At 42.2% G+C, this 22,294-nt stretch carries 19 protein-coding genes; 7 read left to right on the forward strand and 12 right to left on the reverse strand.

The annotated features are described in order from the left end of the window. Complete coding sequence (locus ISX59_RS01225; RefSeq protein WP_220575576.1) at nt 1-489, forward strand: hypothetical protein; 489 nt, start codon at nt 1-3, stop codon at nt 487-489. Here the strand turns inward: ISX59_RS01225 and ISX59_RS01230 are convergent. Both ISX59_RS01230 and ISX59_RS21095 read right to left on the reverse strand, forming a co-directional pair. Then, nucleotides 472-1,017: a hypothetical protein gene (locus ISX59_RS01230; protein WP_122143350.1), complete on the reverse strand. Its 546-nt coding sequence runs from the start codon at nt 1,015-1,017 to the stop codon at nt 472-474. The genes ISX59_RS01225 and ISX59_RS01230 overlap by 18 nt on opposite strands. A 267-nt stretch (nt 1,018-1,284) precedes the next feature. Further along, on the reverse strand, nt 1,285-1,593 hold the full coding sequence (locus ISX59_RS21095) for a hypothetical protein (RefSeq protein ID WP_255580106.1): 309 nt from the start codon (nt 1,591-1,593) through the stop codon (nt 1,285-1,287). Nucleotides 1,594-2,017: 424 nt separating this feature from the next. Here ISX59_RS21095 and ISX59_RS01240 point away from each other — a divergent pair, with 424 nt between their 5' ends. Continuing rightward, nucleotides 2,018-2,869, forward strand: coding sequence for an AraC family transcriptional regulator (locus ISX59_RS01240; protein ID WP_032536044.1), 852 nt, complete (start codon nt 2,018-2,020; stop codon nt 2,867-2,869). Between the two features lie 303 nt (nt 2,870-3,172). On the opposite strand, the gene ISX59_RS01245 is transcribed toward ISX59_RS01240, so the two are convergent. Together ISX59_RS01245 and ISX59_RS01250 are read right to left on the reverse strand one after the other, a co-directional pair. Continuing rightward, nucleotides 3,173-4,543, reverse strand: coding sequence for a VWA domain-containing protein (locus ISX59_RS01245; RefSeq protein ID WP_220575577.1), 1,371 nt, complete (start codon nt 4,541-4,543; stop codon nt 3,173-3,175). Next, nucleotides 4,518-6,092, reverse strand: coding sequence for an AAA family ATPase (locus ISX59_RS01250; protein ID WP_220575578.1), 1,575 nt, complete (start codon nt 6,090-6,092; stop codon nt 4,518-4,520). The genes ISX59_RS01245 and ISX59_RS01250 overlap by 26 nt, the downstream gene beginning before the upstream one ends. A gap of 185 nt (nt 6,093-6,277) precedes the next feature. On the opposite strand from ISX59_RS01250, the gene ISX59_RS01255 reads away from it, so the two are divergent. Both ISX59_RS01255 and ISX59_RS01260 read left to right on the forward strand, forming a co-directional pair. Beyond that, entirely contained in the window at nt 6,278-7,060 is a 783-nt protein-coding gene (locus tag ISX59_RS01255) for a HipA family kinase (protein ID WP_005777455.1), read from the forward strand. Continuing rightward, the gene (locus tag ISX59_RS01260; protein WP_005777457.1) at nt 7,038-7,421 is read left to right on the forward strand and encodes a DUF3037 domain-containing protein; all 384 of its coding nucleotides are present in this window, start codon (nt 7,038-7,040) and stop codon (nt 7,419-7,421) included. Before ISX59_RS01255 ends, ISX59_RS01260 begins: the two co-directional genes overlap by 23 nt. Before the next feature lie 5 nt (nt 7,422-7,426). On the opposite strand, the gene ISX59_RS01265 is transcribed toward ISX59_RS01260, so the two are convergent. Then, the gene (locus ISX59_RS01265) at nt 7,427-9,091 is read right to left on the reverse strand and encodes a long-chain fatty acid--CoA ligase (protein ID WP_220575579.1); all 1,665 of its coding nucleotides are present in this window, start codon (nt 9,089-9,091) and stop codon (nt 7,427-7,429) included. Nucleotides 9,092-9,304: 213 nt separating this feature from the next. Then, nucleotides 9,305-10,771, reverse strand: coding sequence for a potassium/proton antiporter (locus tag ISX59_RS01270; RefSeq protein ID WP_005805674.1), 1,467 nt, complete (start codon nt 10,769-10,771; stop codon nt 9,305-9,307). A gap of 172 nt (nt 10,772-10,943) precedes the next feature. Here ISX59_RS01270 and ISX59_RS01275 point away from each other — a divergent pair, with 172 nt between their 5' ends. Further along, nucleotides 10,944-12,128 carry a uracil-xanthine permease family protein gene (locus tag ISX59_RS01275; RefSeq protein ID WP_188520410.1) on the forward strand — a complete coding sequence of 395 codons (1,185 nt, stop codon included), beginning with the start codon at nt 10,944-10,946 and terminating at the stop codon, nt 12,126-12,128. 90 nt (nt 12,129-12,218) lie between these two features. Here ISX59_RS01275 and hcp read toward each other — a convergent pair whose 3' ends face one another. The 6 genes from hcp to ISX59_RS01305 all read right to left on the reverse strand — a co-directional run bounded on the left by hcp (nt 12,219) and on the right by ISX59_RS01305 (nt 19,030). Next, nucleotides 12,219-13,850 (reverse strand): hydroxylamine reductase, encoded by a 1,632-nt coding sequence (hcp, locus tag ISX59_RS01280; RefSeq protein WP_032536046.1) that lies wholly within the window; start codon nt 13,848-13,850, stop codon nt 12,219-12,221. A gap of 106 nt (nt 13,851-13,956) precedes the next feature. Next, complete coding sequence (locus ISX59_RS01285; RefSeq protein WP_005805678.1) at nt 13,957-14,622, reverse strand: Crp/Fnr family transcriptional regulator; 666 nt, start codon at nt 14,620-14,622, stop codon at nt 13,957-13,959. Between the two features lie 118 nt (nt 14,623-14,740). After that, nucleotides 14,741-16,054, reverse strand: coding sequence for a PAS domain-containing sensor histidine kinase (locus tag ISX59_RS01290; RefSeq protein ID WP_220390058.1), 1,314 nt, complete (start codon nt 16,052-16,054; stop codon nt 14,741-14,743). Further along, nucleotides 16,051-17,382, reverse strand: coding sequence for a sigma-54 dependent transcriptional regulator (locus tag ISX59_RS01295; protein WP_032539343.1), 1,332 nt, complete (start codon nt 17,380-17,382; stop codon nt 16,051-16,053). The genes ISX59_RS01290 and ISX59_RS01295 overlap by 4 nt, the downstream gene beginning before the upstream one ends. A 153-nt stretch (nt 17,383-17,535) precedes the next feature. Next, nucleotides 17,536-18,246 carry a hypothetical protein gene (locus ISX59_RS01300; protein WP_005805685.1) on the reverse strand — a complete coding sequence of 237 codons (711 nt, stop codon included), beginning with the start codon at nt 18,244-18,246 and terminating at the stop codon, nt 17,536-17,538. After that, entirely contained in the window at nt 18,221-19,030 is an 810-nt protein-coding gene (locus ISX59_RS01305; RefSeq protein ID WP_005805687.1) for a metallophosphoesterase, read from the reverse strand. Before ISX59_RS01305 ends, ISX59_RS01300 begins: the two co-directional genes overlap by 26 nt. 250 nt (nt 19,031-19,280) lie before the next feature. On the opposite strand from ISX59_RS01305, the gene ISX59_RS01310 reads away from it, so the two are divergent. Both ISX59_RS01310 and ISX59_RS01315 read left to right on the forward strand, forming a co-directional pair. Beyond that, nucleotides 19,281-21,575, forward strand: coding sequence for an ABC transporter permease (locus tag ISX59_RS01310; RefSeq protein ID WP_220575580.1), 2,295 nt, complete (start codon nt 19,281-19,283; stop codon nt 21,573-21,575). Nucleotides 21,576-21,607: 32 nt separating this feature from the next. After that, entirely contained in the window at nt 21,608-22,282 is a 675-nt protein-coding gene (locus ISX59_RS01315) for an ABC transporter ATP-binding protein (RefSeq protein ID WP_032529935.1), read from the forward strand. Nucleotides 22,283-22,294 lie beyond the last annotated feature (12 nt).

Genomic DNA, 22,294 nt, shown 5'->3' on the forward strand with positions numbered 1-22,294 from the left:
ATGAATAAAAGAATCATTTCATTTATCTGTGCGGGGTTGGTAGCAACAAGTTGCGTGTCCTCACTCTGTTTCTATGATTATTTTGCCAACGATGGCACTACCAGCAATCCCATCTATTGGATTTTCGACTTTTTCCAGTTATCCATACTGCTGGGACAAGCCGGAATAGGCGTTTATGCTATCAATGCGCTTCTACGGCAGAGGAAAGAAGCCGTTTCTTCTTTGGGATATTTTGCGGCTCACGTATTTCTGCAAAATATAACTCCTTTGCTCCAAGCATGGTCTGCGGCTGTCATTACGGAATATCCGCAATGGTTGCTGATGAGTCAGGTCGGCTTTAGCATTGTTCTTTTTCTTACTTTGCTAATCATCCAGCCTGCCTCTCTATTCAGGAAGTCGGAATATATCCCCCGGCTGTTGATGGCTGCATTTTATATCAACTGCGTATATACGGCACTTACCGTCATCGGATTAATTATTACCTTGTAATGATTGCATATAAACAGAATCCAGCACAGCACCTTCCCAATGAATAGCAGGCGGGTATTGTTTCCAACCTTTTTCCGGTGGGGACAGTACCCATGTGGGGACAAACTCGTCCCCAAAAGCCTTATTGTATTCAGGGTTGCTGACGGCATACCTCACTATGATGCGCAAAGGATTGCTGACACCCAAGAATTTGGGGTATGTCGTCGTAGTATTATATTTCACCCCATCCACATAAAAACCGAACTGGCGTACCTTATGTCCCCCTTTAATGACACCCGACACTTTTTCATAAGTGGCTAAAGTGTATCGGTTGCCTTCTGCCAACGCACGGGCTTTGTGTATGCTATCATACCATGTCCAGCCGGAACCTGCCATTGCAATCAGGCATAAAAGATAAGTGAATAGCGAAGTCTTTTTTCCCTCCGTAGCCCATTGCATTTTCAATAGCGAGCCTACTATCATGGCAAGGGCTCCCGCACCCAACAGGGAGACACAGACCAAAGCCGGAATGTTCATATACTCTATCATATTGTTGTTTATACCGTACCTTTTAGTTCTTGTTTTTGGTTGTCCATTCTTTTTCGATAGCTTGACGGATTGCTTCCCGGTTATCACAATTCCTGCCACCGGAAGCGTGCCAACGGCGAGTGGGATTGCATCGGCTATTGTAAGCCATATACGGATTCCCGAAAATGACGGTTATACGCACACGCCAGCGCATACAAATGTCATCGGCTACGAATTGCTGTTTGTTGCACAGTATTATTTCCCACTGATTTTCCTTAGCCAGCCGTATCAGGACTTTTTGCTGCTCTTGGGGGTGAGTGCCGTACTGATGTAATGCAGTTTGAGCGTGTTCTTCTTATTCCGATAGGTAATGTAACCAACCGCAGCGAAAACAACCGGAAACAATACGACAAACCATACAGATTCCGGTTCCATCGTTTCACCCTTAATCTTTGCCATCAGAAGGCAAAACAGTAAAGCGACAGAAGTGAACAGAAGCATAAAAAGAGGTTCTTTAGGATAGTAATCCTTTTTCTCCTGATCCGTCAGCTCTATGCGACGGTTCTTTAGCGTGCGCTTTAATAATTCCTGATTCATATCGGATTCTTTGATTTACAAAGTTACGGATATGGCAGGGAAAGGGCAAATTTCAATCGGGAAAAGATTATGACCGGAGCTTGTTTTTACCTTTAACGTGTTAAACTGACGTTAATAAACAGGATGGGCACTGGTATTATACACCTTTCGCATATATTTGATAATAATAAACAGCAGGCTGCACGGCATTGATAACAAGCAGAGTAAAGTAATATGAAAGCAACTGAATAAAATGCAGTACGACATGTTTCATTTTGGGGAATCAGTTTATTGGACGTATAAGATGTGTAGCCCGGAACCGCTGTCCCTGTTATATAGATGAGAAAAAGGGCGATAAGAACCAGTACATGGGATGCGGTTGGAAAAGATCAGCTAAACAGAATGAAATAAAGTTCATATAACTTTTCCATTTAAAATAGAAAGTATGGGAAAAACTTTGGGTCAGATTTTGATGGATGAAGCTCGACAAACAGGGTTACAGGAGTGGATGAAAAAGGTACAGGTCGCTGTGTGGCAGACGGATGTGAAGAATCCGGTAACGTGGATGGCATTGGAAAGATTGTCCCGGGACGAGGATAATATGCCCTGTCTGGTGAAACTGTTGAAGGAACATTGCCCTTGCCCTTCATTAAAAACACAGGAAGAACCGGCTTACCTGATATTGGCTGCTTATCATAACGACAACGATTCTTTGGGATATTTATTGGATACAATGAAAGTATATATCAAAAAGAAAGACCATGACGGGATATTGTTCTTATGCCGGATGCAGGCTGCCATCAATGATAATGAGGATTATCCGCACCTGAACGGATTGTACAACGAACTAACGGGCTACCTGCTATCTTGTCGCCGTGATAGGGTAAAGGAGTACCGAAAAGGGAATATTCCCGTATTCAGCGAAGCGGATCTGCAAGTGGCGGAAAAGTACTTGCCACACTTGAAAGAATATTCTTTCCGTGACAAAGTGATGGCTGCCTTCCCTACAGCAAAGACCGTCAGGGAACTGGCGGAGAAATGCGGATGTGCGGTGAATACTTTTGAACGTCGTTTCAAAGAGGAGTTCGGGGCTGCTCCCCGCAAATGGATGATGGAGCAAAAAGCAAAGCGTGTAGTAACGCTGCTCACCCATACCAACCTTCCCATGAAAGAGATTGCGGGTGATTGCGGGTTTGAGTCGAGCAACTATTTCTGGGACTTTTGCAGGCGTAACCTGAACGCTACACCCACCCAAATAAGGGAAGGATTCATGGATGAACAGAAGTTCGTTGATTAAAGATAGTGGGATGTCGTGGATATAGGAACGGCTTGGTACCTGAACAATGGGGTTATAACCTTACTTTAGAGACTTTTTACTCAAAAACTGTTTTACCGTTTTGTGAGTAAGATGCTGACCTGTTTGATTGGATATTTAATAGGATTTGTGCTTTGAGAATATATAAATAAAAAAAGGAGTACCGCCGTACTCCAACCTTTGTTAACCTTAAAATCTAATACTATGAAAAACACATTGCAAATATACGCACGATAAATTAATCTGCAAACTATCCAAGAAAAAAAGCATGCTTTATAACATAATTTAAATAAACCAGAATCTATCGCAGATATCTAAATAAGTTTTTTCACATTGTTTTTGTACAGAAAGAGCATATATGTAGGTATTGTTTTGCTTGATTTTCTTTATTTCTTCCGAAAGCTCGTCATTTAACGGAGACATTTCGAAGTCGGACATCATTACCAGATCAGCATTCCGATAAGATTTAGTTCTTAAAATATGTATAGCGTGAAGAAGTGCAGGGGTTAAATCAGTGCCTCCATGAAAACTTTGACAAAGAAAATCTGCTAATTCCTGTATATTTTGGCTTAAACGTTCTATCTCAATGCAGGCTATGTCGTCGGAAAAGCTGATAAGATAGCATTTTCGATCTTGTTGTTCTGTGAGTTCGGCAATGGCAAGAATGGCCGATTTGACAAACTCTTCTCTTTCTCCACTCATAGATCCTGAAGTATCCACACAGATAATAAATGGTCCTGATTGTTCTTCTGCAATATCTTTTCCCTGTACCTTTACATCTTTTATGCGGTGTTGTTCCTTTGATTCATAGTCTATCATCTGTAACTTCTTCTTGCTGAATCGTTCGAAGAAAAGAGATTGTAAGACTGGATCTGAAAGATAACAATACTCTATGGGTAAGAGGCTGTTTAAATCATTGCCTTCACATATTCCTCTTATATCGCTTTGGGCAGCAGGCGTAATGATCTGTTCCTGGTGTATGCCTGCAATCATACGGAATTTTTTCTCCTTACCTTGATGTTGTTTTCCGAGAATTTCTGCCAGTTCCCGAATAGCCGGGTGAGTTTTTGCTATTTCGTCGTAATGGAAAAGTTGTTTAGCCAGTTCTTTGTGACCCCTTAATAACCATATTAAGCGGATGCTACCACGTTGGGGCAGCTGATCGGCTATGCTTTTCTGTAGTTGGTAGAAGTTCTCACAAAGTCCGTCGATACGTTCTGTCTGATAATTATATTCATTATTAGCTAACAGGTGATGCCATTTGCCAAAAAAAAGATTTCGAAGGTTTTTCCACTCTTTCGACCGTTTTTTAAGTGTATGAAATCGGCTGATATAGTATTGAATATTTAAGTCACCGCGGTTGTATTTCATTTGTAACGGATAGGCTGAATTCTCAAGAAAATGCAAAAAAGCGGTGTCCGTAAGTTCACGACTTTCGTAAAAATGTTCCCATTGCGCAGCATAATGTGAATAAAATTCCTGCAGGGAGGGTTGAGTGTGTTGATAATAAGACTTGATTTCTTCATCAAGTTCCTCTTGCTTGATAATATCATTCCGAAGATGTGACTCGTATAGTTGGTAAGTTACCTTTTCCAGCTTTTCCAGATAGATGTCTCTAAGTTCTTGCAGCCTAATATTCCTTATTTTCCAATCCATGTGTATATGCTATTTCCCGGATTTCATTCTGGCAGATGTCCAGCATTTCTTTCTGGCTGTTTAATACTCGTTTAATCATACTGCGTTGTTTATCGTCCATAAATAAATGTTCCTTGCAATATTGTAATTCGATGTCAGTTATGCGCTTTAAGTCATTTTCGCGGTTGTGGCATAGGTCAATCAACTCCTGAAACCGAAATTCAAAAGGTTGATATGTCTCTTCCGGAATATCAATGTCATATCCTGTATTACAGGTTAATGGGTGCTCTTGATTATTGATGAATACAGAGCGAGTGCCTTTTTTAAGTGAGACGACGGCTGATTGGGATACATTGCGATTGCGGACATAGTCATATACCTTTAATATCCAATTTACAGGACGATACTTATCTCTCTGGATATAAAACAATTTTTGAGTATCTTTCCTTAAACCTTGGTAGTCGGAAGCAAAAATCAATAAATTGCCTGCTACAGGATATCCTTCAATCTGATGATAGAAAGTATCTACAATCTGTAATGCAGGATCTTTTATTTCTCTCAGGCTGTGTTCTGATTTCATGTCTTCCCGGATACTGTTCAATTTCTGTTCTAAAATTCGTTCACCACAAAGATAGTGGTCGATGCACTCGCGGAGTGCGGCCGAAACTATTTGTTCGACAACCGGGATTTGTTCCACCTCGTTCCACAGGCAATGTAGTAATAGCGTACAGTCGGAGAAGCGAATGGTATCTGCTCCGTTCAGAAAAGCAGAAGCTCTGAGTAAGGATACGATTTTTTTCCATCGGCGGTCAGAAACATAAAGAACAGAGTGGGGGATTTCTTCTTTCTGTATGTTATATTTTTCTATCTGCCGTTTGATGGAGTGAATTAATTCAAAGATGGTATAATGTATATTGACTTGGTTGATTTGAGTTCGCCAGTCCCTGTATTGCTCTTCTGTAATGGAAAGTCCGGATGGAATTACCGGTTCAGCATCATTTACTGAGGCTATCATCCGGTCGAAAGCGAATTCCTGTTCGATGTTCCCTACGAAACAGCGTATTAGGAAACGATCCCACAGAGCTTCTAAACCTTCTCCCTGAGCGGGCAGTTCGTTAGAAGCTGCTATTAATCCTTTCAATGGCAACCGGATCGTATATTGTCCGTTGCGGTATATTTTCTCGTTGATGACTGTCAGCAATGAGTTTTGTATGCTTGGTCCGGCTTTCCATATTTCATCCAGAAATACGATCGTTGCCGATGGAAGGTAGCCTTCGATAATACGTTCATATTTATCCTCGTCTTTCAGCTTAGAGATGGATACCGGACCGAATATTTCATCGGGGGTACTGAAACGGGACATCAGGTATTCAAAGGAAGTGCTTCTGTCGAATGCCAGTTTCAATCGTCTTGCGATAAGGCTTTTGGCGACTCCCGGAGGTCCGAGGAAGAAAATGCTTTCTCCGGAAATGGCTGATAAAAGTGATAATGCGATGGGATGTTCTTTCTCAAAGATTCCCTCGTTCATGGCATACAATAATTGGGTAATATGTGATTTTACTGTTTTCATGTACTTCTGAATTTTGTGCAAAAATAAGGGATTTTTCTGCCAAATTGAGGCATAGTTGTATTTTTGTATGTCAACGGCTTGTATAAACATATATTCGTATGGAGTGTTATAAACAGAAGTTGGTGAAATGGAAACATTATTGTATCTTTATCACCTGTAACAGTATACAGGAAGGAGTTTGAATTATGGAGTTGCGTACAGTCGATGTCACTCGTTACATCATGCCGCTGCGTGAGGGTGGTTCTCTACCGGCGCTGGCCGAAGCTGATGATGGTTTTAAATATGTTGTTAAGTTTCGGGGTGCAGGGCACGGAACTAAAGCACTGATAGCAGAATTGATTGGTGGTGAGATTGCACGGATGTTGGGTTTTCGTCTGCCGGAGTTGGTCTTTTTGAATTTAGATGAAGCTTTCGGACGTTCGGAAGGTGACGAAGAGATACAGGATTTATTGCAGGGAAGCCGGGGATTGAATCTGGGCTTGCATTTTCTTTCAGGCGCTTTACCATTCGATCCGGTTGTTACTGAGATCGACGGCAAACTGGCGTCACAGGTTGTATGGCTGGATGCGTTATTGACTAATGTGGACCGTACCACGAAAAATACCAATATGCTTATGTGGCATAAAGAGTTGTGGCTGATAGATCATGGTGCCTCTCTCTTTTTTCAGCATTCATGGGTCAATTGGCACAAACATGCAATGAGTCCTTTTACTCAGATTAAAGATCATGCTCTATTGCCGCAAGCCGATAAGTTGGAGGAGGTGGATGCCGAATTTCGGGTATTACTGACATCGGAGAAGATTCGTGAGATCGTAAATTTGATTCCGGATGACTGGGTGGAGTGGCGTGACAAAAATGAAACTCCCCAAGATATCCGTGATATCTATTACCAATTTCTTATAGAAAGGATAGAACATTCTGAAACGTTTGTAAAAGAAGCAAAACATGCCAGAGAAGCATATTTATGAATACGCCGTTATCCGGATTGTTCCGAAAGTGGAACGTGAGGAGTTTATCAATGTTGGAGTTATCCTGTTTTCCAAACAAGCATGCTTTATCAGGATGCGTTATGATATCAATGAAAAAAGGCTGAGGCTATTTGCACCGGAACTTGATATTGATTCTTTCCGTGAACATCTGGAGGCTTTTAGCAAAATTTGTGCCGGTTGCCGTACAGGAGGAGCTATTGCCCAATTGGAAATCCCGGAACGTTTTCGATGGTTGACTGCACACCGGAGTTCGTGTATTCAAACTTCAAGACCTCATGTGGGTTACTCCGATGATCTGGAGGAGACATTGGAGCGATTGTTCCGGGAATTGGTACTTTAATGCTTTTATCCTTTTGCCTCCTGATACATAAATCGTTTGATGCTCTTCTTCGCAGTTTTCTCAAATTCTTCGAAGTGAATCTTTATTTTAGTAATCTGGCAATAAGAGGGTAATTGCTGATTGAGTTCAATCCGGTTGGTTTCCATCATCCTTTCAATATCTGTTTGTGACAGTCCATGTGCAAAGGCATCATCGAAATCAGGGTAGATTAATGCCACAAGTTTATCTTTCTGGAGCAGGACTAATGATTCGGATACATAAGGCATGTTGTTGAATTTACTTTCTATTTCTTCCGGATAAATGTTCTGTCCGCTTGAAGTTAGTAACATGTTTTTACTTCGTCCACGTACTGTGACATACCCCTCCGAATCCATTGTAGCTAAGTCGCCGGTATGGAGCCATCCGTTTACATCGATGATTTGTGAAGTCGCTTCCGGATTTTTGTAATATCCCAACATTAGGTTCATACCCTTACAAATGATCTCTCCGGCAATGCTTTTCGGATCAGGGGAGTCGATTTTCACTTCCATACGGCTGGTTGCTTTTCCGCACGAAGCCTGTTTCAAGGTTTCCCAGCGACTTGAACAGATAATGGGCCCACATTCTGTCATGCCATAAGCAATGGTGTATGGAAATCCTATTTGTTTAAGGAAGGCTTCCACTTCTGCATTGAATGGAGCTCCTCCGATAATAATCTCATCGAAATTTCCCCCGAAGATCTCCATAGCGGCCTGTCGGGCAGCGGCTTTTATTTTATCATTAACAATGGGGACCTTCAACAGCAATTTACCTATTTTGTTGTCCAGTTTGGGGAGAATATCTTTTTTAATAATCTTTTCAACAATCAACGGCACACAAGAGATCACTCTCGGCTTGATTTCCGCAAATGACTGTGCAATGATCTTGGGAGACGGCATACGCGTCAGAAAGTAGAGATGGGCGCCGGCAGAGAATCCGTAAAGGAAGTCGTAGACCATGCCGAACACATGTCCCATAGGGAGCATGGAGACGATATGATCTCCCGGTTTTACCGGAAGCATCTCATGACAATAGGCGATGTTTGACCACAAACTCCGGTATGGAAGCATGACTCCTTTGGAATAGCCGGTTGTTCCCGACGTATAATTTATGACAGCCAGTTCTTCCGGCATTTCTTTACGGTAGGAGATATGTTCCGGGCGGAAATTTCTGGGATATCGTTGCCCGTATATTTCATTACGGTGTTCATGTGCATACGTCAGTTTATTGTTGCGCGACACAAGTGGGGCAAAATCAGTTAAAGAAGATATGCCTTCAAGTAGCGGCATCCGGTCCTCATTAAGGTTTTCCCACACCTGCTCACCTACAAAAAGCAATTTTGCTTCGGAGTGATTGACGATATTGTGAATATTGTCAGCCTTAAATTCGTGTAAGATAGGAACAATTACTGCACCATAGGTCACAGTAGCCAAAAAGGTTACAGCCCAGTGGGCACTATTACGTCCACAGACAGCTATTTTATCTCCCGGCTGAATGCCGGCCATTTCTAATATGATGTGAAATTTGGCTATTTTCCGGGCTACATCCTTATATTGAAGGGTGATTCCTTTGTAGTCTGTCAGGGCGTTTGCATCCCAGTTGTTTATGATGCTCTGTTCAATATAACCAATGAACCGTTGTTCTTGTTTCATTTTGTAATTTTTGCACATTCAGTTTAAAACTGCGCAAAATTAATATTCTATTAACGGAAACCGAATTCTTTCGTAAAGTTTTACGTTAAATTAACGGAGGATGGGAGAGCTTTATTTGTCTATTATTAAGCCTATAAAAGTCACAGAGACACGTCTTATGATATCAGGGTGATATATAATCTCCGTGTTCTCTGTGTACTTCGTTATGAGCTTTTATTCACTCTCAGCCATTTCCTTTTTATTTTTTTCTGAGATCAGCAATAATTTGTCCCCTACATGCAGTTTTAGTGTGCCATTAGGAATCAGGAATTCATCTCCGCGTTTTACGATCATTACCAAAGTTCCTTTAGGCAGGTTCATATCTTTCAGCGTATCGGCTTCACTCAATATTTCCGAAGTGATGGTCATGTCCGAGAGGTCGGTATCTATTTCTTCGGGAAGTTCGACACCAAATTCATTTCCGGTCTTTTCAAGAGGAGTAGACAGATGCAATAAGCGTGCTACAAACGATACGCTTGTTCCTTGCACAATCAGCGAAACAATCGTGATGAAAAATACAATATTGAAAATCATATTCGATCCTTCTACATTGGCTACTACCGGATAGGTTGCAAAAATGATAGGCACAGCTCCCCGCAGACCTACCCACGAAACGAATAAACGCGATTTCAAAGTGATTTTTCGGAAAGGCAACAGACAAAGAAATACACTTAAAGGACGCCCGATAACGATCATGAATACTCCGATAAGTAATGCTACAACAGCAACTTCAAGCATTTCGTGCGGATTGACAAGTAGTCCCAGCATGAGGAACATAATGATTTGGAATAACCATGTAAGTCCGTCCATAAACGTTGCAATTTCTTTCCGAAAGGTTATTTTATGGTTACCTACCATCATACCGGCAATGTATACAGCCAAATATCCGTTACCGCGGAGTAGGTCGGTGATGGCAAAAGTAAAGAATACAAATGACAGTAACAGAATGGGATAAAGTGACTGGTTATCGATATTTATTTTATTAAGGATCAGTATTGCCAGCTTTCCCAGTATATATCCGGCGGCTGCGCCTACCAGGAACTGGATGATGAATGAGCCGATAATGGTGCCTGTACCCATACCATCCGATTGGATGAACTGTATCAGGACAATGGTCAGCATATAAGCCATCGGGTCGTTGCTTCCGCTTTCCAGTTCAAGCATGGGACGCAGATTATGTTTCAGATTCATCTTCTGTGAACGGAGGATAGCGAACACGGAGGCAGAATCGGTGGACGACATGGTCGATGCAAGCAGTAGGGAAGTAATCAGCGGGAAATGGATATTCGTCCAACCCATTCCGGAAAGATACCAAATGAACAAACCGGTGAAAAGAGCTGTGAGGAGTACTCCTACAGTAGAGAGTACAATTCCCGGTGACAGGATGGGACGGATTTCTTTGAACTTAGTATCCATACCACCGGAAAACAAGATGACGCTAAGGGCTACCATACCTATAAATTGAGCGACTTTAGCGTTGTGGAACTGCAGTCCCAGACCGTCGCTTCCGAAAAACATGCCTACGAGAAGAAATAATAATAAAGCGGGTACTCCGAAACGATAGCCGGTTTTTCCGACAACAATGCTAACGAATAGTAAGATAGAACCAATGAGTAGAATGTTTTCTGCGGTAAATATCATAAGCAATAAGTGCTGAAGGTTATTAATTTGTTATTTTACATTTCACTGTGCGAAGTTACTTAAATTATGTAACAAATAGAAATCCTCTTTGGATGTATTTATGTCCCAAATTGCCGTAAAATAGTTTAAAAATGTTATTTTTGCAGCCAAAATAATATCATTCTATATCTATATGGATTCAAATCATCTTTCTCCTTTACGTAAGGGCGTGGTAGGAGTACAGTTTCTTTTTGTGGCTTTTGGCGCTACTGTTCTCGTACCTTTATTGGTCGGACTTGACCCCTCTACAGCCTTATTTACGGCCGGTATCGGTACACTTCTTTTTCATTTGGTAACAAAGGGGAAAGTTCCTATCTTCCTGGGCAGCAGCTTTGCGTTTATTGCTCCCATTATTAAAGCAACCGAATTATACGGACTCGCCGGCACGCTTTCTGGAATGGTGGGGGTTGCATTGGTATACTTTGTCATGAGTGCTTTGGTCAAATGGCAAGGAATCAGACTGATTGAACGCCTGTTCCCTCCGGTAGTTATTGGTCCGGTAATTATCTTGATCGGGCTTTCACTTGCCGGAACCGGAGTCAATATGGCAAAAGAAAACTGGACTCTTGCATTACTTTCATTACTGACTGCCGTGGTTGTATCTATCCGTGCTAAAGGACTATTGAAGCTAATACCTATCTTTTGCGGAATTATCGTGGGGTATGTTGCCGCATTGGTCTTTTATGATGTCGACCTGTCGGGAGTGAGAGATGCAGCATGGTTGGGCTTTCCGCAGTTTGTATTTCCTAAGTTCTCCTGGGAGCCTGTTTTGTTTATGATGCCGGTAGCGATTGCTCCGGTGATAGAACATATCGGTGATGTGTATGTAGTAAATACTGTAACCGGAAAGGACTATGTGAAAGATCCCGGATTGCATCGAACGCTCTTGGGAGATGGTTTGGCCTGTCTTTGTGCAGGCTTGTTGGGAGGTCCTCCTGTGACTACATATTCGGAAGTAACCGGAGCGATGTCACTTACCAAGGTGACAAATCCTCAGGTAATACGAATTGCGGCGGTCACGGCAATCCTGTTTTCAGTGATCGGCAAAGTCAGTGCTTTGCTAAAGTCTATCCCTTCGGCTGTATTGGGAGGAATCATGCTGCTTCTTTTCGGTACGATTGCTTGTGCGGGAATTGCCAATCTTGTCAATAATTGCATTGACTTGAGCCGGACGCGCAATATCATAATTGTTTCTCTGACCTTGACAATAGGCATAGGTGGAGCCGTGTTGACATGGGGTGAGTTTTCATTGTCAGGAATCGGTCTCGCTGCATTGGTAGGAGTAGGGTTGAACCTGGTGCTCCCGAGAGAAGAGTGATAAACGATGAAGGGTAAACGATAAACCGGTTGTGTGCCATAGGCAAGAGTCCTCCGTTTATCGTTTACTGTTCATCATTTACCGTTCATATCATGCCAGGAACTTTGCAATATCTTCATCCGCTGTGCTGATACCTCCGATTCCGAAGTTATCGATCAGTACCTGTTTTACGTTAGGTGATAAGAATGCAGGAAGTGTCGGTCCCAAATGAATCTTTTTCACTCCAAGTGCTAACAAAGCCAGCAGAACAATAACGGCTTTTTGTTCATACCACGCAATGTTATAAACGATTGGCAGATCATTGATATCTTTTAGTCCGAATACTTCCTGCAATTTCATGGCGATGATAGCGAGCGAATAACTGTCATTACACTGTCCGGCATCCAGTACTCGGGGAATGCCGTTGATGTCTCCTAAAGGCAGCTTATTATATCGATACTTGGCACATCCTGCTGTCAGGATCACTGTATCTGCCGGAAGTTTCTCTGCAAACTCTGTGTAATAACTGCGACTTTTCATTCGGCCGTCACATCCGGCCATGACGAAGAACTTACGGATAGCACCGCTTTTTACTGCTTCTACCACCTTATCGGCCAATGCGATTACTTGGGCATGGGCGAATCCGCCTACAATCGTACCGTTTTCTATTGCTACCGGTGGTTGGCAACGTCGTGCATGTTCAATGATGATAGAGAAGTCTTTGGGCTTTCCGTTTTTACGTTCGGGGATGTGGATAGCACCTTCCAAACCGGTGGCTCCCGTTGTGTAAATCCGATCTTTATAAGTGGCATTCGGGCGTGGTGGAACGATGCAATTGGTAGTGAAGAGGATGGGACCGTTGAAACTCTCAAATTCCTCTTTTTGCTTCCACCAGGCATTGCCGTAATTTCCTACTAAATGCTTGTATTGCTTCAGCCGGGGATAATAATGTGCCGGCAGCATTTCACTGTGGGTATAAATGTCTATACCGGTACCTTCTGTTTGCTGTAGCAATTCTTCTATATCTTTTAGGTCATGCCCGCTGACAAGGATACCCGGATTGTTCCGGACGCCAATATTCACTTCAGATATTTCCGGATTTCCGTAATGATTGGTGTTGGCAGTATCAAGCTGGGCCATTGCCTGTACCCCATAATTTCCGGTAGTGAGTGTGAGGGCTATCAGTTCATCTACCGTAATATCTTCGCGGGTCAGTTCTGCCAGTGCGTGTTGCATAAAAGCAAATATTTCCGGGTTTTCGTATCCTAAGTTATAGGCATGTTCTACATATGCCGCCATACCTTTAATGCCATAGTGAACCAGTTCTTTCAGTGAACGGATGTCTTCGTTCGGAGTGCGAAGTACGCCTACAGTTTGGGCTTTTTCTTCAAACTCTGATTCATCGCCATACCAGGTACATTCATCGGGGACGGACTCGATAGTAACCTGACTACCTAAATCTTTTTTAAGTTCGAGGCCCTTCTTTATTTTTTCAATAATGGCCCGTTTGTCAAAATTGGCGTTTGTAATAGTGACAAACAAGGCATCGAAGATGAACTTATCTGCCTGGGCAGAAGAACGTCCTTCTTTGCGTAATGCCTCGTTGTAGACTGCGATTCCGCGTACAACAAAAAGCAAGAGGTCTTGCATATTGGCTACTTCGGGAGTTTTCCCGCATACTCCGCTAAGGATACAGCCTGTACCTTTTGCGGTTTCCTGACACTGATAACAGAACATACTCATAATTCTTACGTATTAATTGGTTTCTTAATTGAAGGCAAAGATAGGTGGAGGATTTGAGGTAGTTCTGTAACCAATGTTACAAACAATAGAAAAAAGATTGGAGATTTTATTGTATCAACTGCATTAAATCTTCTTTTCTCAGGATGTGCACTAATTTCCGGTCTGTTCTGATCAGGCCATCATCCTGCATGTGTGCCAGTTCGCGTGCCAGTGAGGGGCGTGACACTCCGAAATAATCGGCCAATTCTTGCTGTGAGCGATCGAGTAGTATAGGATTTCCCTCCTGCTGTTTTGAAATCCGGAGCAGGTACGAGGCCAGTTTTTGCCGGATCGTCTTGAAAGACATAAAAAATAGTTTGTCGGCAAGTGTCCGGGCATAATTGGCCGAAAGGTTCATATAGTTTTCTAAGAATCTCTCATTTCTCCGGAATAGCTTCAGTACACTTTCTTTAGGAATTTCAAAAATCTCAGTAGCTTCGTTTGCTGTGACCTCTACCGGGTAACGATTGTCGGCACCAAACAAGAAAAGTGGGGCTATCGCACGAGGGGCAGTAATATCCTCTACTTTAATCAGTCTGCCCGAATAATCGATCATTTCTCCCCGGACACTGCCCTTTAGCAATATCATCAGCCGGTTGCATACGTCACCTTGTCTGGCAAGAATGTCACCTTTGCGGAACATACGGAGGTGAGAAACGATTCCGTCAAAATCACGGGATAGCGTTTCGGGCGAAATTCCGTGGAATAAAGGGTTGTTAGCAAGATAGGTCATGGCTTTAAAGATTGAATTGATATATTATTAATAACAGGAATCTTTTCTCATTGTTTGCCGGTAACTGTTGCTATTGCGTTGCTAATAATACTGATATCGCATTTTGGAAACAATGGTTTTACTTAAATTTCAGCACAAATTTAGTTTCTTTACCCGGTAATAAGGTGATGCTTCCTCCGGACAGACGCATGATCTGGCGAGAGATACTAAGTCCGATGCCGCTACCTCCCTCTTTGGTCGTAAAGAATGGGATGAAGATATGGTCTGCTATTTCCGGGGGAATGACGGGACCATTGTTCTTGATTTCTATCAGTACCTCTTCCGAATCGTTACAGCGGGCACTGATTTCTATTTTTCCGTCAGCTTGTGTACCAATAGCTTGAATTGCATTTTTGAGCAGATTGATGACAACCTGTGAGATTAGATTTTCATCGGCATAAACAATTAAGTCGGCAGGAGAAATATCTGTATGAAACGTGATGTTTTTGCAAGTGTTCTGATGCCGTGCCAGTTCTACCATGCGATCGATGAAGGCTTTTACATAAAACAAAGATGGTTCGGGAGTGGGGATACGGGTAAAACGTCGATAAGACTCTACAAAAGCTAATAACCCTTTCCCTGTAGTGCTGATGGTCTGGAGACCACTGCGTATTTCTTCGTCATGGGCATCGGAAAGTGAGAGCAGGGTATCGCTCAGTGAAGTGATGGGAGTTACCGAATTCATTATTTCGTGAGTCAATACACGCGTCAGGCGTATCCACGAATCAATTTCCTTTTCGTCCAATTCGCTGTTGATGTCGCTGAGGGCGAGGATGCGTAAATGTTCTTTGCGTATTGTAATATCCGATACGCGAATGGAAAGATTGACTGTGCCCCGTTCATTATTAAAAGTAATCTGTAGTTTTTCTCCGGTACGGCAGAATTCCACCTTTTGCATCAATGTCACATCTACTTTACTCAGTTGGCGGATGTGAGTGAGTACATTCAATCCTAACAGACGGAGTGCTTCGTTATTTTTTTGATAGATGGCTCCATTATCGTTGAGCACTAATACTCCTGTGTTTATACAGTCAAGAATAAGTTCATAGTACTTCTCTTGTTGTGCCGTTTCCGATTTTACATTATATAATATGTGTCCCACCCGGTTCAGTGCACGATTGATGTCCCGGGTTTCGGGTGTGGTTTTTTCTTCCGGGAAGTGAATGGCATTGTCGTTGTTCTCAAGCGCATCGATCATGAAAAGAACCCGCTTGGTATGGATGCGGTATAGAGATAATTGCCACCAGATGCTGAAGATTAAAAAACAGAGGCTCAATATCATCCAAACGAAGTCTCTGTTTGAGTAAAACAGAGCCGCTGTTATGGCAAAACAGAGGCTCACTCCGAGGCGGAACCAATATCGTTCGGTAAGTAGTCTGATGTGAGTCTTCATAAGCCGAACTTTTTCATCTTATTGTATAGTGTCTGGCGGGTGATTCCCAATTGGGAAGCTACTGCCGAAAGGTTGCCTCCGCATTTATCCAATGCCTTCCGGATCATGGCTTTTTCCATCTCCTCAAGTGTGGAAGCTTCGATTTGCTGTATTTCTGTTTTTTGTACCAATTGAAACATTTCGGCAGGTATCGAATTGCCGTCACAGATGATGACTGCTTTTTCGATAGCATGTTCCAGTTCCCGGATGTTACCGTACCAGGAGTGTGCGGTCAGCCTTTCACAAGCAGATGCAGTCAGGCTGATGGGAGCTTTGTCGTATTGTTTACAGAAACGTGTAATGAAGCGTTCGGCCAGTGGGACAATATCTTCTCTGCGATTACGCAGAGGTGGAATCTCTACATGAATGGTGTTGATACGGTAAAGTAAGTCTTCGCGGAACTCTCCTTTATCAACCATTCCCTGTAGATTCCGGTTGGTAGCACAAATCAGCCGGATATCTACAGGAACAGGTTCGTTACTACCTACCCGTACGATACTTCTTTGTTGGATGGCTGTCAACAGTTTGGCTTGCAGATGGTAGGGGAGGTTCCCGATTTCGTCAAGAAAGAGAGAACTATGGTTGGCTGCTTCAAATTTACCCGTGCGGTCGGCATGTGCATCGGTAAAAGAACCTTTCACATGTCCGAAAAGCTCGCTTTCGAATAAAGACTCGGTAATTGCCCCCATGTCTACGGAGACCATCGTTTCTTTATAACGGGATGACAGGGCGTGAATCTCCCGGGCGAGCATTTCTTTTCCAGTGCCGTTTTCTCCCGTAATCAATATGTTGGCATTGGTTGTAGCTACTTTTTCTACCAGCATGCGAAGTTGTTGCATAGCACTGCTTTCACCCCAGTACATGGCAGCTATAGAAGGATTTTCTTTCTTTCGGTTCTTTTTTTTGCCTTCTTTGGCCTGTGAAGCAGCGTTTAGCAGAGTCTCGACTAACTTTTGGTTATCCCATGGCTTTACGATAAAGTCGGTAGCGCCTTCTTTGATACCTCGTACAGCTAAATCAATATCGGCGTATGCGGTGAAAAGTACTACCGGGAGATTGGGGTATTGGCGTTTGATTTCGTGCAACCAGAATAGGCCCTCGTTGCCGTTGTTGATGCCGGAAGTGAAATTCATGTCCAATAAGACGACTTCCGGATTTTCTTCTCTCAGAACAGATGACAAGCTGACTGGTGAAGAGAGGGTGATGGCTTTCGAAAAATGATTTTTCAGTAATAGCTGCACTGCTGTCAGTACTCCTTTGTTATCGTCGACAATGATAATGGTTCCCATTTAGAAGATTGAAATTTAATTGTTAGCGGCAAAGTTAATAACAATTCTCTATTACAGAGGATCAAAATGAATCTAAATCCGGGAAATATCTTATTATCTCCCCTCCTGACAGGAGAAAGAGGGGAGATAAGATTTCATCTTTTGTTTATGTCGTTATAGCCACTGGAATTTTAATCCGAAAGATAGGCTTAAATAGTCACGTGCCCGTAAGTAACGGTTTGTGGCACGGCTTATCAGCAGCAAGTCGCAAGTACTCAATTCATAAAAGAGTGTGACAGACTTGGTAAAGAAACGACGGTCTTTATCTATGTTATAGGTTAACCGTTGTCCCAGAAAGATGTGGGTACGGATTTTGGAAGAGAAGCCATAGTATCCTTCCGGATAGCGGCTGGGTTCTTTTACCCAGAACTCGTGTCCGAATACCGTATTAAAGTAGAGCCCACATGACAAAGGCTCCGTAGAAAAGCCTTTCCCCAACTCAAGACTCCAAGGCATATAGTTTTGCTTGAGGGTCATAGTCAGTTTCGTGCGATGTGAGTCATGTTTGGGAATAAATCCCAGAAAAAGGTCGGTTTCCCACTGATCCCTCCGTCCGTAATCCCATCCGGTTCCGAAAGAGAACATGCCCATATTTCCGGCAAACTGTATTTTATTGTGAGTCGGTATCAAAGAGTTCCATCCTTTCCGGAAACGGTGGATGCGTTTATCATATTTGCTGGGCTCCGATTTGGAGACCAGAACAGTATCTTTGGTTTCTTCTTCATCACTTTTGTCTGCCTGTGCCAAAGCGTCTTCCGGACAAAACAAGAACAGTGCCAATACAGTATAAAGAGTAGATTTAAAATTCAACCACTTCATAATCATATCCTTCAGGTTTTATGGTGAATACTAAATAACTGCGGTTTTTCATACAATTGCTGCCGTAATACATTACTCCGTCCTCAAATACATCCGAAGCACTGATACGATGCTCATGGGCTACAGTACAGAATTGCAGGGCTGGAAATTGACGTATATACATTTGAAAGATCTTGGCTACATTGTTATTAAACTGATCGCACAAAGGGCGGGCATGCATGCAAAATACCGTCTTGTCAAACTCGTCCGAACGTTCTGTCAATTCCGCTTCGATAAAATTGAAATCCGGAATCGGATCCGAGTAATCATATTCCATTGCATTCGTATTGAGGCATACAAACTTTACTCTTCCTGCGATAAATGAAAAATTAGTATCTCCAAATATCTTCCTGAATGCTTCTTCTCCTGTTCCCAAACAGTCATGATTACCAATCAAAGCGACATACGGCACATTTAGTTTGTTCATGATATCTCTTTGCCATAGAAATTCGTCTGTTAGTCCGAAATCGCTCAGATCTCCTCCATGCACTACAAAGTCGATGTCGTTTCGTTTATTTACGGCATTTACGAAGTCTACTGTCTCGTCATACCATCGTTGCGAGTCACCCATAGCTATAAAGCGGATAGTGGTCTTATTCAGACATTTGGCTTCTATCTTCTCGATATTTTTGTTATTAATATCTCTTTCGCCTTTGATTTTGACATCGTAGGGATGGTAGTCTATCATGTCGCAACCGGTAAGTAACAGGCAAGAGAGAAAGATTCCGATTATTCCTTTTTTCTTATCCATAAACTATTTTTTTGAATTGAAAACTCGATGCAAAGATAGAGTTTTCTTCTCGATAAGCAAATATTGTTGTCTAATAAATAGACAGCAGTGTCTAAGAATTAGACAGGTAGAATGAAGATGGTGAAATGCAATGGTTTGATTGTCAATAGATAAATCCTCTTGGCACGCTTTCTGCTTTATAATAGATAAATAACTTTATAATTATTGAGTTACTTCTGTTTTTCTAAAATAATAATATACAGACAGAGATATGAGACAACTTTACTATACTTTCCGGACTCTTCTTAATAGGCGGGGCTTAAATTTGGCTAAAATTATTTCGTTGACCTTGGGATTATTTATGGGGATACTGCTTTTTGCACGTGTTACTTTTGAATTGAGTTTTGACAACCATTATTACGAGGCTGATAAATTATGTGCCGTCAATGTTACAGTGCATTATAAGGATGGTGAAAAGAAAGGTCCTTACCCGACAGTGATGGCTCCTGTTCCGGCTGCTATTAGTGAAAACTTTCCCGAAGATATTGAGTCGGCTACAGTGGTGCGTGTGCAAAGTCGTAGTAATACTTTGTTCAATGGAAATACTCGTTTGGAGCCTAAGGTCATTCTTGCCGATTCTCTTTTTTTTCGGACGATGGGTATTGAGGTCCTAAAAGGTAACCCGCATGAGCTGGGTAATCCGGAAACCATGTTCATTTCCGAGAGTTTTGCACGAAAAGCATTTGGCAATGAAGATCCGATAGGGAAAGTACTACTTTATAAGCGTTCCTTTCCCATGACTGTTAAAGGTGTCTATGCGGATATTCCGGAGAATAGTTCTTTACGCCATGATGTGGTAATATCTTTTGCTACCATCATAAAATATGAGTGGGAATGTGTCAGCTGGACTTGTGGCGATAGTTTCGAAGGGTATATTCGCCTGAAAGAGACCGGAAGTTTGGAGAAAGTGAACTCTCGGATAGATAAGGTGATTGAAAAGTACTTGCCGTTCGATCTTGAAAATGACGGCTTTGGAATGCGCTATTCACTTCAACCGATCCGTGAAGTTTACGCAGAGACTCCCGTTGTACATAAAATGATAATGATTATGTCCTTATTGGGATTTGTTATCCTTTTTATAGCTGCAATGAATTATGTTTTGATTTCTGTTTCGTCACTCGCAAGTCGTGCCAAAGCGATAGGTGTACATAAATGCAGTGGAGCCAGTAGCAAAAACATCTTTTCGATGTTTCTTTGGGAGACAAGCATTATCATTTTGGTATCTTTGATATTGGTCGGTAGCTTGGTTTTAAATTTTGATGAGCAAATAGAGGATATTGCTTCCGCTTCTTTAAGTTCTCTTTTTGCATGGAGAACTCTCTGGGTACCTGTTTGTGTTATTCTGGTTCTGTTTTTATTTGCCGGTATCATTCCCGGATATCTATTTTCCTCTATTCCTGTCACTCAGGTGTTCCGACGTTATACTGAAGGGAGGAGAGGTTGGAAACGGTCTCTGCTTTTTGTACAGTTTACCGGGATGACTTTTATTTTTGGTGTATTGTGCGTGGTTCTTATACAGTACAATCGGATTACAACCAAACCTTTAGGGTATAATGCTGACGGAGTGGCTTTCACTTATCACAGCTTTGATGATCCGGAATCTGCTTTGGATAATCTCCGTCGTTTATCAATGGTAAAAGATGTTGCAGTCTGTTGGTCAAACATAACTTCCGGTTATAGCGGTCAGCCTGTTGCTGATGATAACGGAACGATTGTATTCACAGCCCGTCTGAATGTTTGTTCATATAATTATGCTCCGTTTATGGGGATTCGTATTAAAGAAGGGAAGAATTTGGATGGTCCCAATCAGGTTCTGGTAAATGAAAAGTTTGTAAAGTCTATCCATTGGACTGATGGGGCTGTGGGCATGAGATATGAGGATTTTACAGTTGTGGGAGTGATGGAAGACTTTCCGGTAAGCAGTTATTATAATGAATTAAAACCGGTGGTATTTATGGGGCAACAGGATGTGAATGATTGTTATCACGTCCGGCTCAAGGCACCTTACGAGGAAAATCTTCGTCTGCTTAATAAAACAATAAGAGAAATGTATCCTACTGAAGATTTTGTATTTATATCATTACAGAAAACCATTGATAACCAATATTTAAGCGTACTTCGCTTTCGCAATGCCGTGATATTGGCTTTTATTGTTATCTTGCTGATTTCACTGATGGGACTGATAGGATATACTAATGATGAAGTACGTCGTCATAGCAAAGAAATAGCTATTCGTAAGGTTAATGGTGCCGAAGCTTCCCATATATTAAAATTACTTTCCAAGGAGGTCGTTTGGGTAGCTCTGCCAGCCGTATTGTTAGGTGCTACAGGAGCCTATTTTATGGGTATTCATTGGTTGGGACAATTTACCGAACAGATTCATTTGAAGGTGTATTGGTTTGTACTGATTGCTTTGGCTATAATGGCTGTAATTGTGATTAGTGTGATGATAAAATCCTGGCACATAGCCAACGAGAATCCTGTAAAGAGTATAAAGAATGAATAAACAAAAATAAACCGATTAAAATAAAAAGGATTATGATACAAATTAATGATCTTAGTAAAGTTTTTCGTACTTCTGAAGTAGAAACCGTAGCGTTAAACCATGTGAGCCTGGATATAGAGGAAGGTGAGTTTGTTGCCATTATGGGACCTTCCGGTTGCGGCAAGTCTACGTTGCTCAATATTTTGGGATTACTTGATAACCCGACAGAAGGTTCTTATCAGTTGATGGGGCAGGAGGTAGCCGGTCTTCAGGAGAAGGAGCGTACGCGGGTACGTAAGGGTAAACTGGGCTTTGTCTTCCAGAGTTTCAACCTGATTGATGAACTGAATGTTTACGAGAATGTGGAACTTCCTCTCACTTATCTGGGGTATAAGGCTTCCGACCGGAGAAAAATGGTAGAGAATATGCTGCGCCGGATGAATATTAGTCATCGTGCCAAGCATTTCCCACAGCAACTCTCCGGTGGACAACAACAACGTGTGGCTATAGCCCGTGCGGTAGTAACTAATCCGAAATTGATCCTTGCTGACGAACCTACGGGAAATCTCGATTCTAAGAATGGTGCTGAAGTCATGAATCTGCTGACAGAGTTGAATAAAGAAGGTACTACGATTATTATGGTGACCCACTCCCAACATGATGCCTCGTTTGCCCATCGTACAGTACATCTGTTCGATGGCAGTATCGTGGCGAGTGTAACTGCTTAATAAATTAAAAGG

Origin of the sequence: Bacteroides sp. FSHCM14E1, from assembly GCF_019633785.1 — a bacterium.
In the GTDB taxonomy this organism is placed as follows: domain Bacteria; phylum Bacteroidota; class Bacteroidia; order Bacteroidales; family Bacteroidaceae; genus Bacteroides; species Bacteroides hominis.

Bases quoted from the DNA above. Each gene is read 5' to 3' on its own strand.
- ISX59_RS01225 (WP_220575576.1), top strand. From the start codon at position 1: ATGAATAAAAGAATCATTTCATTTATCTGTGCGGGGTTGGTAGCAACA.
- ISX59_RS01230 (WP_122143350.1), bottom strand. From the start codon at position 1,017: ATGATAGAGTATATGAACATTCCGGCTTTGGTCTGTGTCTCCCTGTTG.
- ISX59_RS21095 (WP_255580106.1), bottom strand. From the start codon at position 1,593: ATGAATCAGGAATTATTAAAGCGCACGCTAAAGAACCGTCGCATAGAG.
- ISX59_RS01240 (WP_032536044.1), top strand. From the start codon at position 2,018: ATGGGAAAAACTTTGGGTCAGATTTTGATGGATGAAGCTCGACAAACA.
- ISX59_RS01245 (WP_220575577.1), bottom strand. From the start codon at position 4,543: ATGGATTGGAAAATAAGGAATATTAGGCTGCAAGAACTTAGAGACATC.
- ISX59_RS01250 (WP_220575578.1), bottom strand. From the start codon at position 6,092: ATGAAAACAGTAAAATCACATATTACCCAATTATTGTATGCCATGAAC.
- ISX59_RS01255 (WP_005777455.1), top strand. From the start codon at position 6,278: ATGGAGTTGCGTACAGTCGATGTCACTCGTTACATCATGCCGCTGCGT.
- ISX59_RS01260 (WP_005777457.1), top strand. From the start codon at position 7,038: ATGCCAGAGAAGCATATTTATGAATACGCCGTTATCCGGATTGTTCCG.
- ISX59_RS01265 (WP_220575579.1), bottom strand. From the start codon at position 9,091: ATGAAACAAGAACAACGGTTCATTGGTTATATTGAACAGAGCATCATA.
- ISX59_RS01270 (WP_005805674.1), bottom strand. From the start codon at position 10,771: ATGATATTTACCGCAGAAAACATTCTACTCATTGGTTCTATCTTACTA.
- ISX59_RS01275 (WP_188520410.1), top strand. From the start codon at position 10,944: ATGGATTCAAATCATCTTTCTCCTTTACGTAAGGGCGTGGTAGGAGTA.
- hcp (WP_032536046.1), bottom strand. From the start codon at position 13,850: ATGAGTATGTTCTGTTATCAGTGTCAGGAAACCGCAAAAGGTACAGGC.
- ISX59_RS01285 (WP_005805678.1), bottom strand. From the start codon at position 14,622: ATGACCTATCTTGCTAACAACCCTTTATTCCACGGAATTTCGCCCGAA.
- ISX59_RS01290 (WP_220390058.1), bottom strand. From the start codon at position 16,054: ATGAAGACTCACATCAGACTACTTACCGAACGATATTGGTTCCGCCTC.
- ISX59_RS01295 (WP_032539343.1), bottom strand. From the start codon at position 17,382: ATGGGAACCATTATCATTGTCGACGATAACAAAGGAGTACTGACAGCA.
- ISX59_RS01300 (WP_005805685.1), bottom strand. From the start codon at position 18,246: ATGATTATGAAGTGGTTGAATTTTAAATCTACTCTTTATACTGTATTG.
- ISX59_RS01305 (WP_005805687.1), bottom strand. From the start codon at position 19,030: ATGGATAAGAAAAAAGGAATAATCGGAATCTTTCTCTCTTGCCTGTTA.
- ISX59_RS01310 (WP_220575580.1), top strand. From the start codon at position 19,281: ATGAGACAACTTTACTATACTTTCCGGACTCTTCTTAATAGGCGGGGC.
- ISX59_RS01315 (WP_032529935.1), top strand. From the start codon at position 21,608: ATGATACAAATTAATGATCTTAGTAAAGTTTTTCGTACTTCTGAAGTA.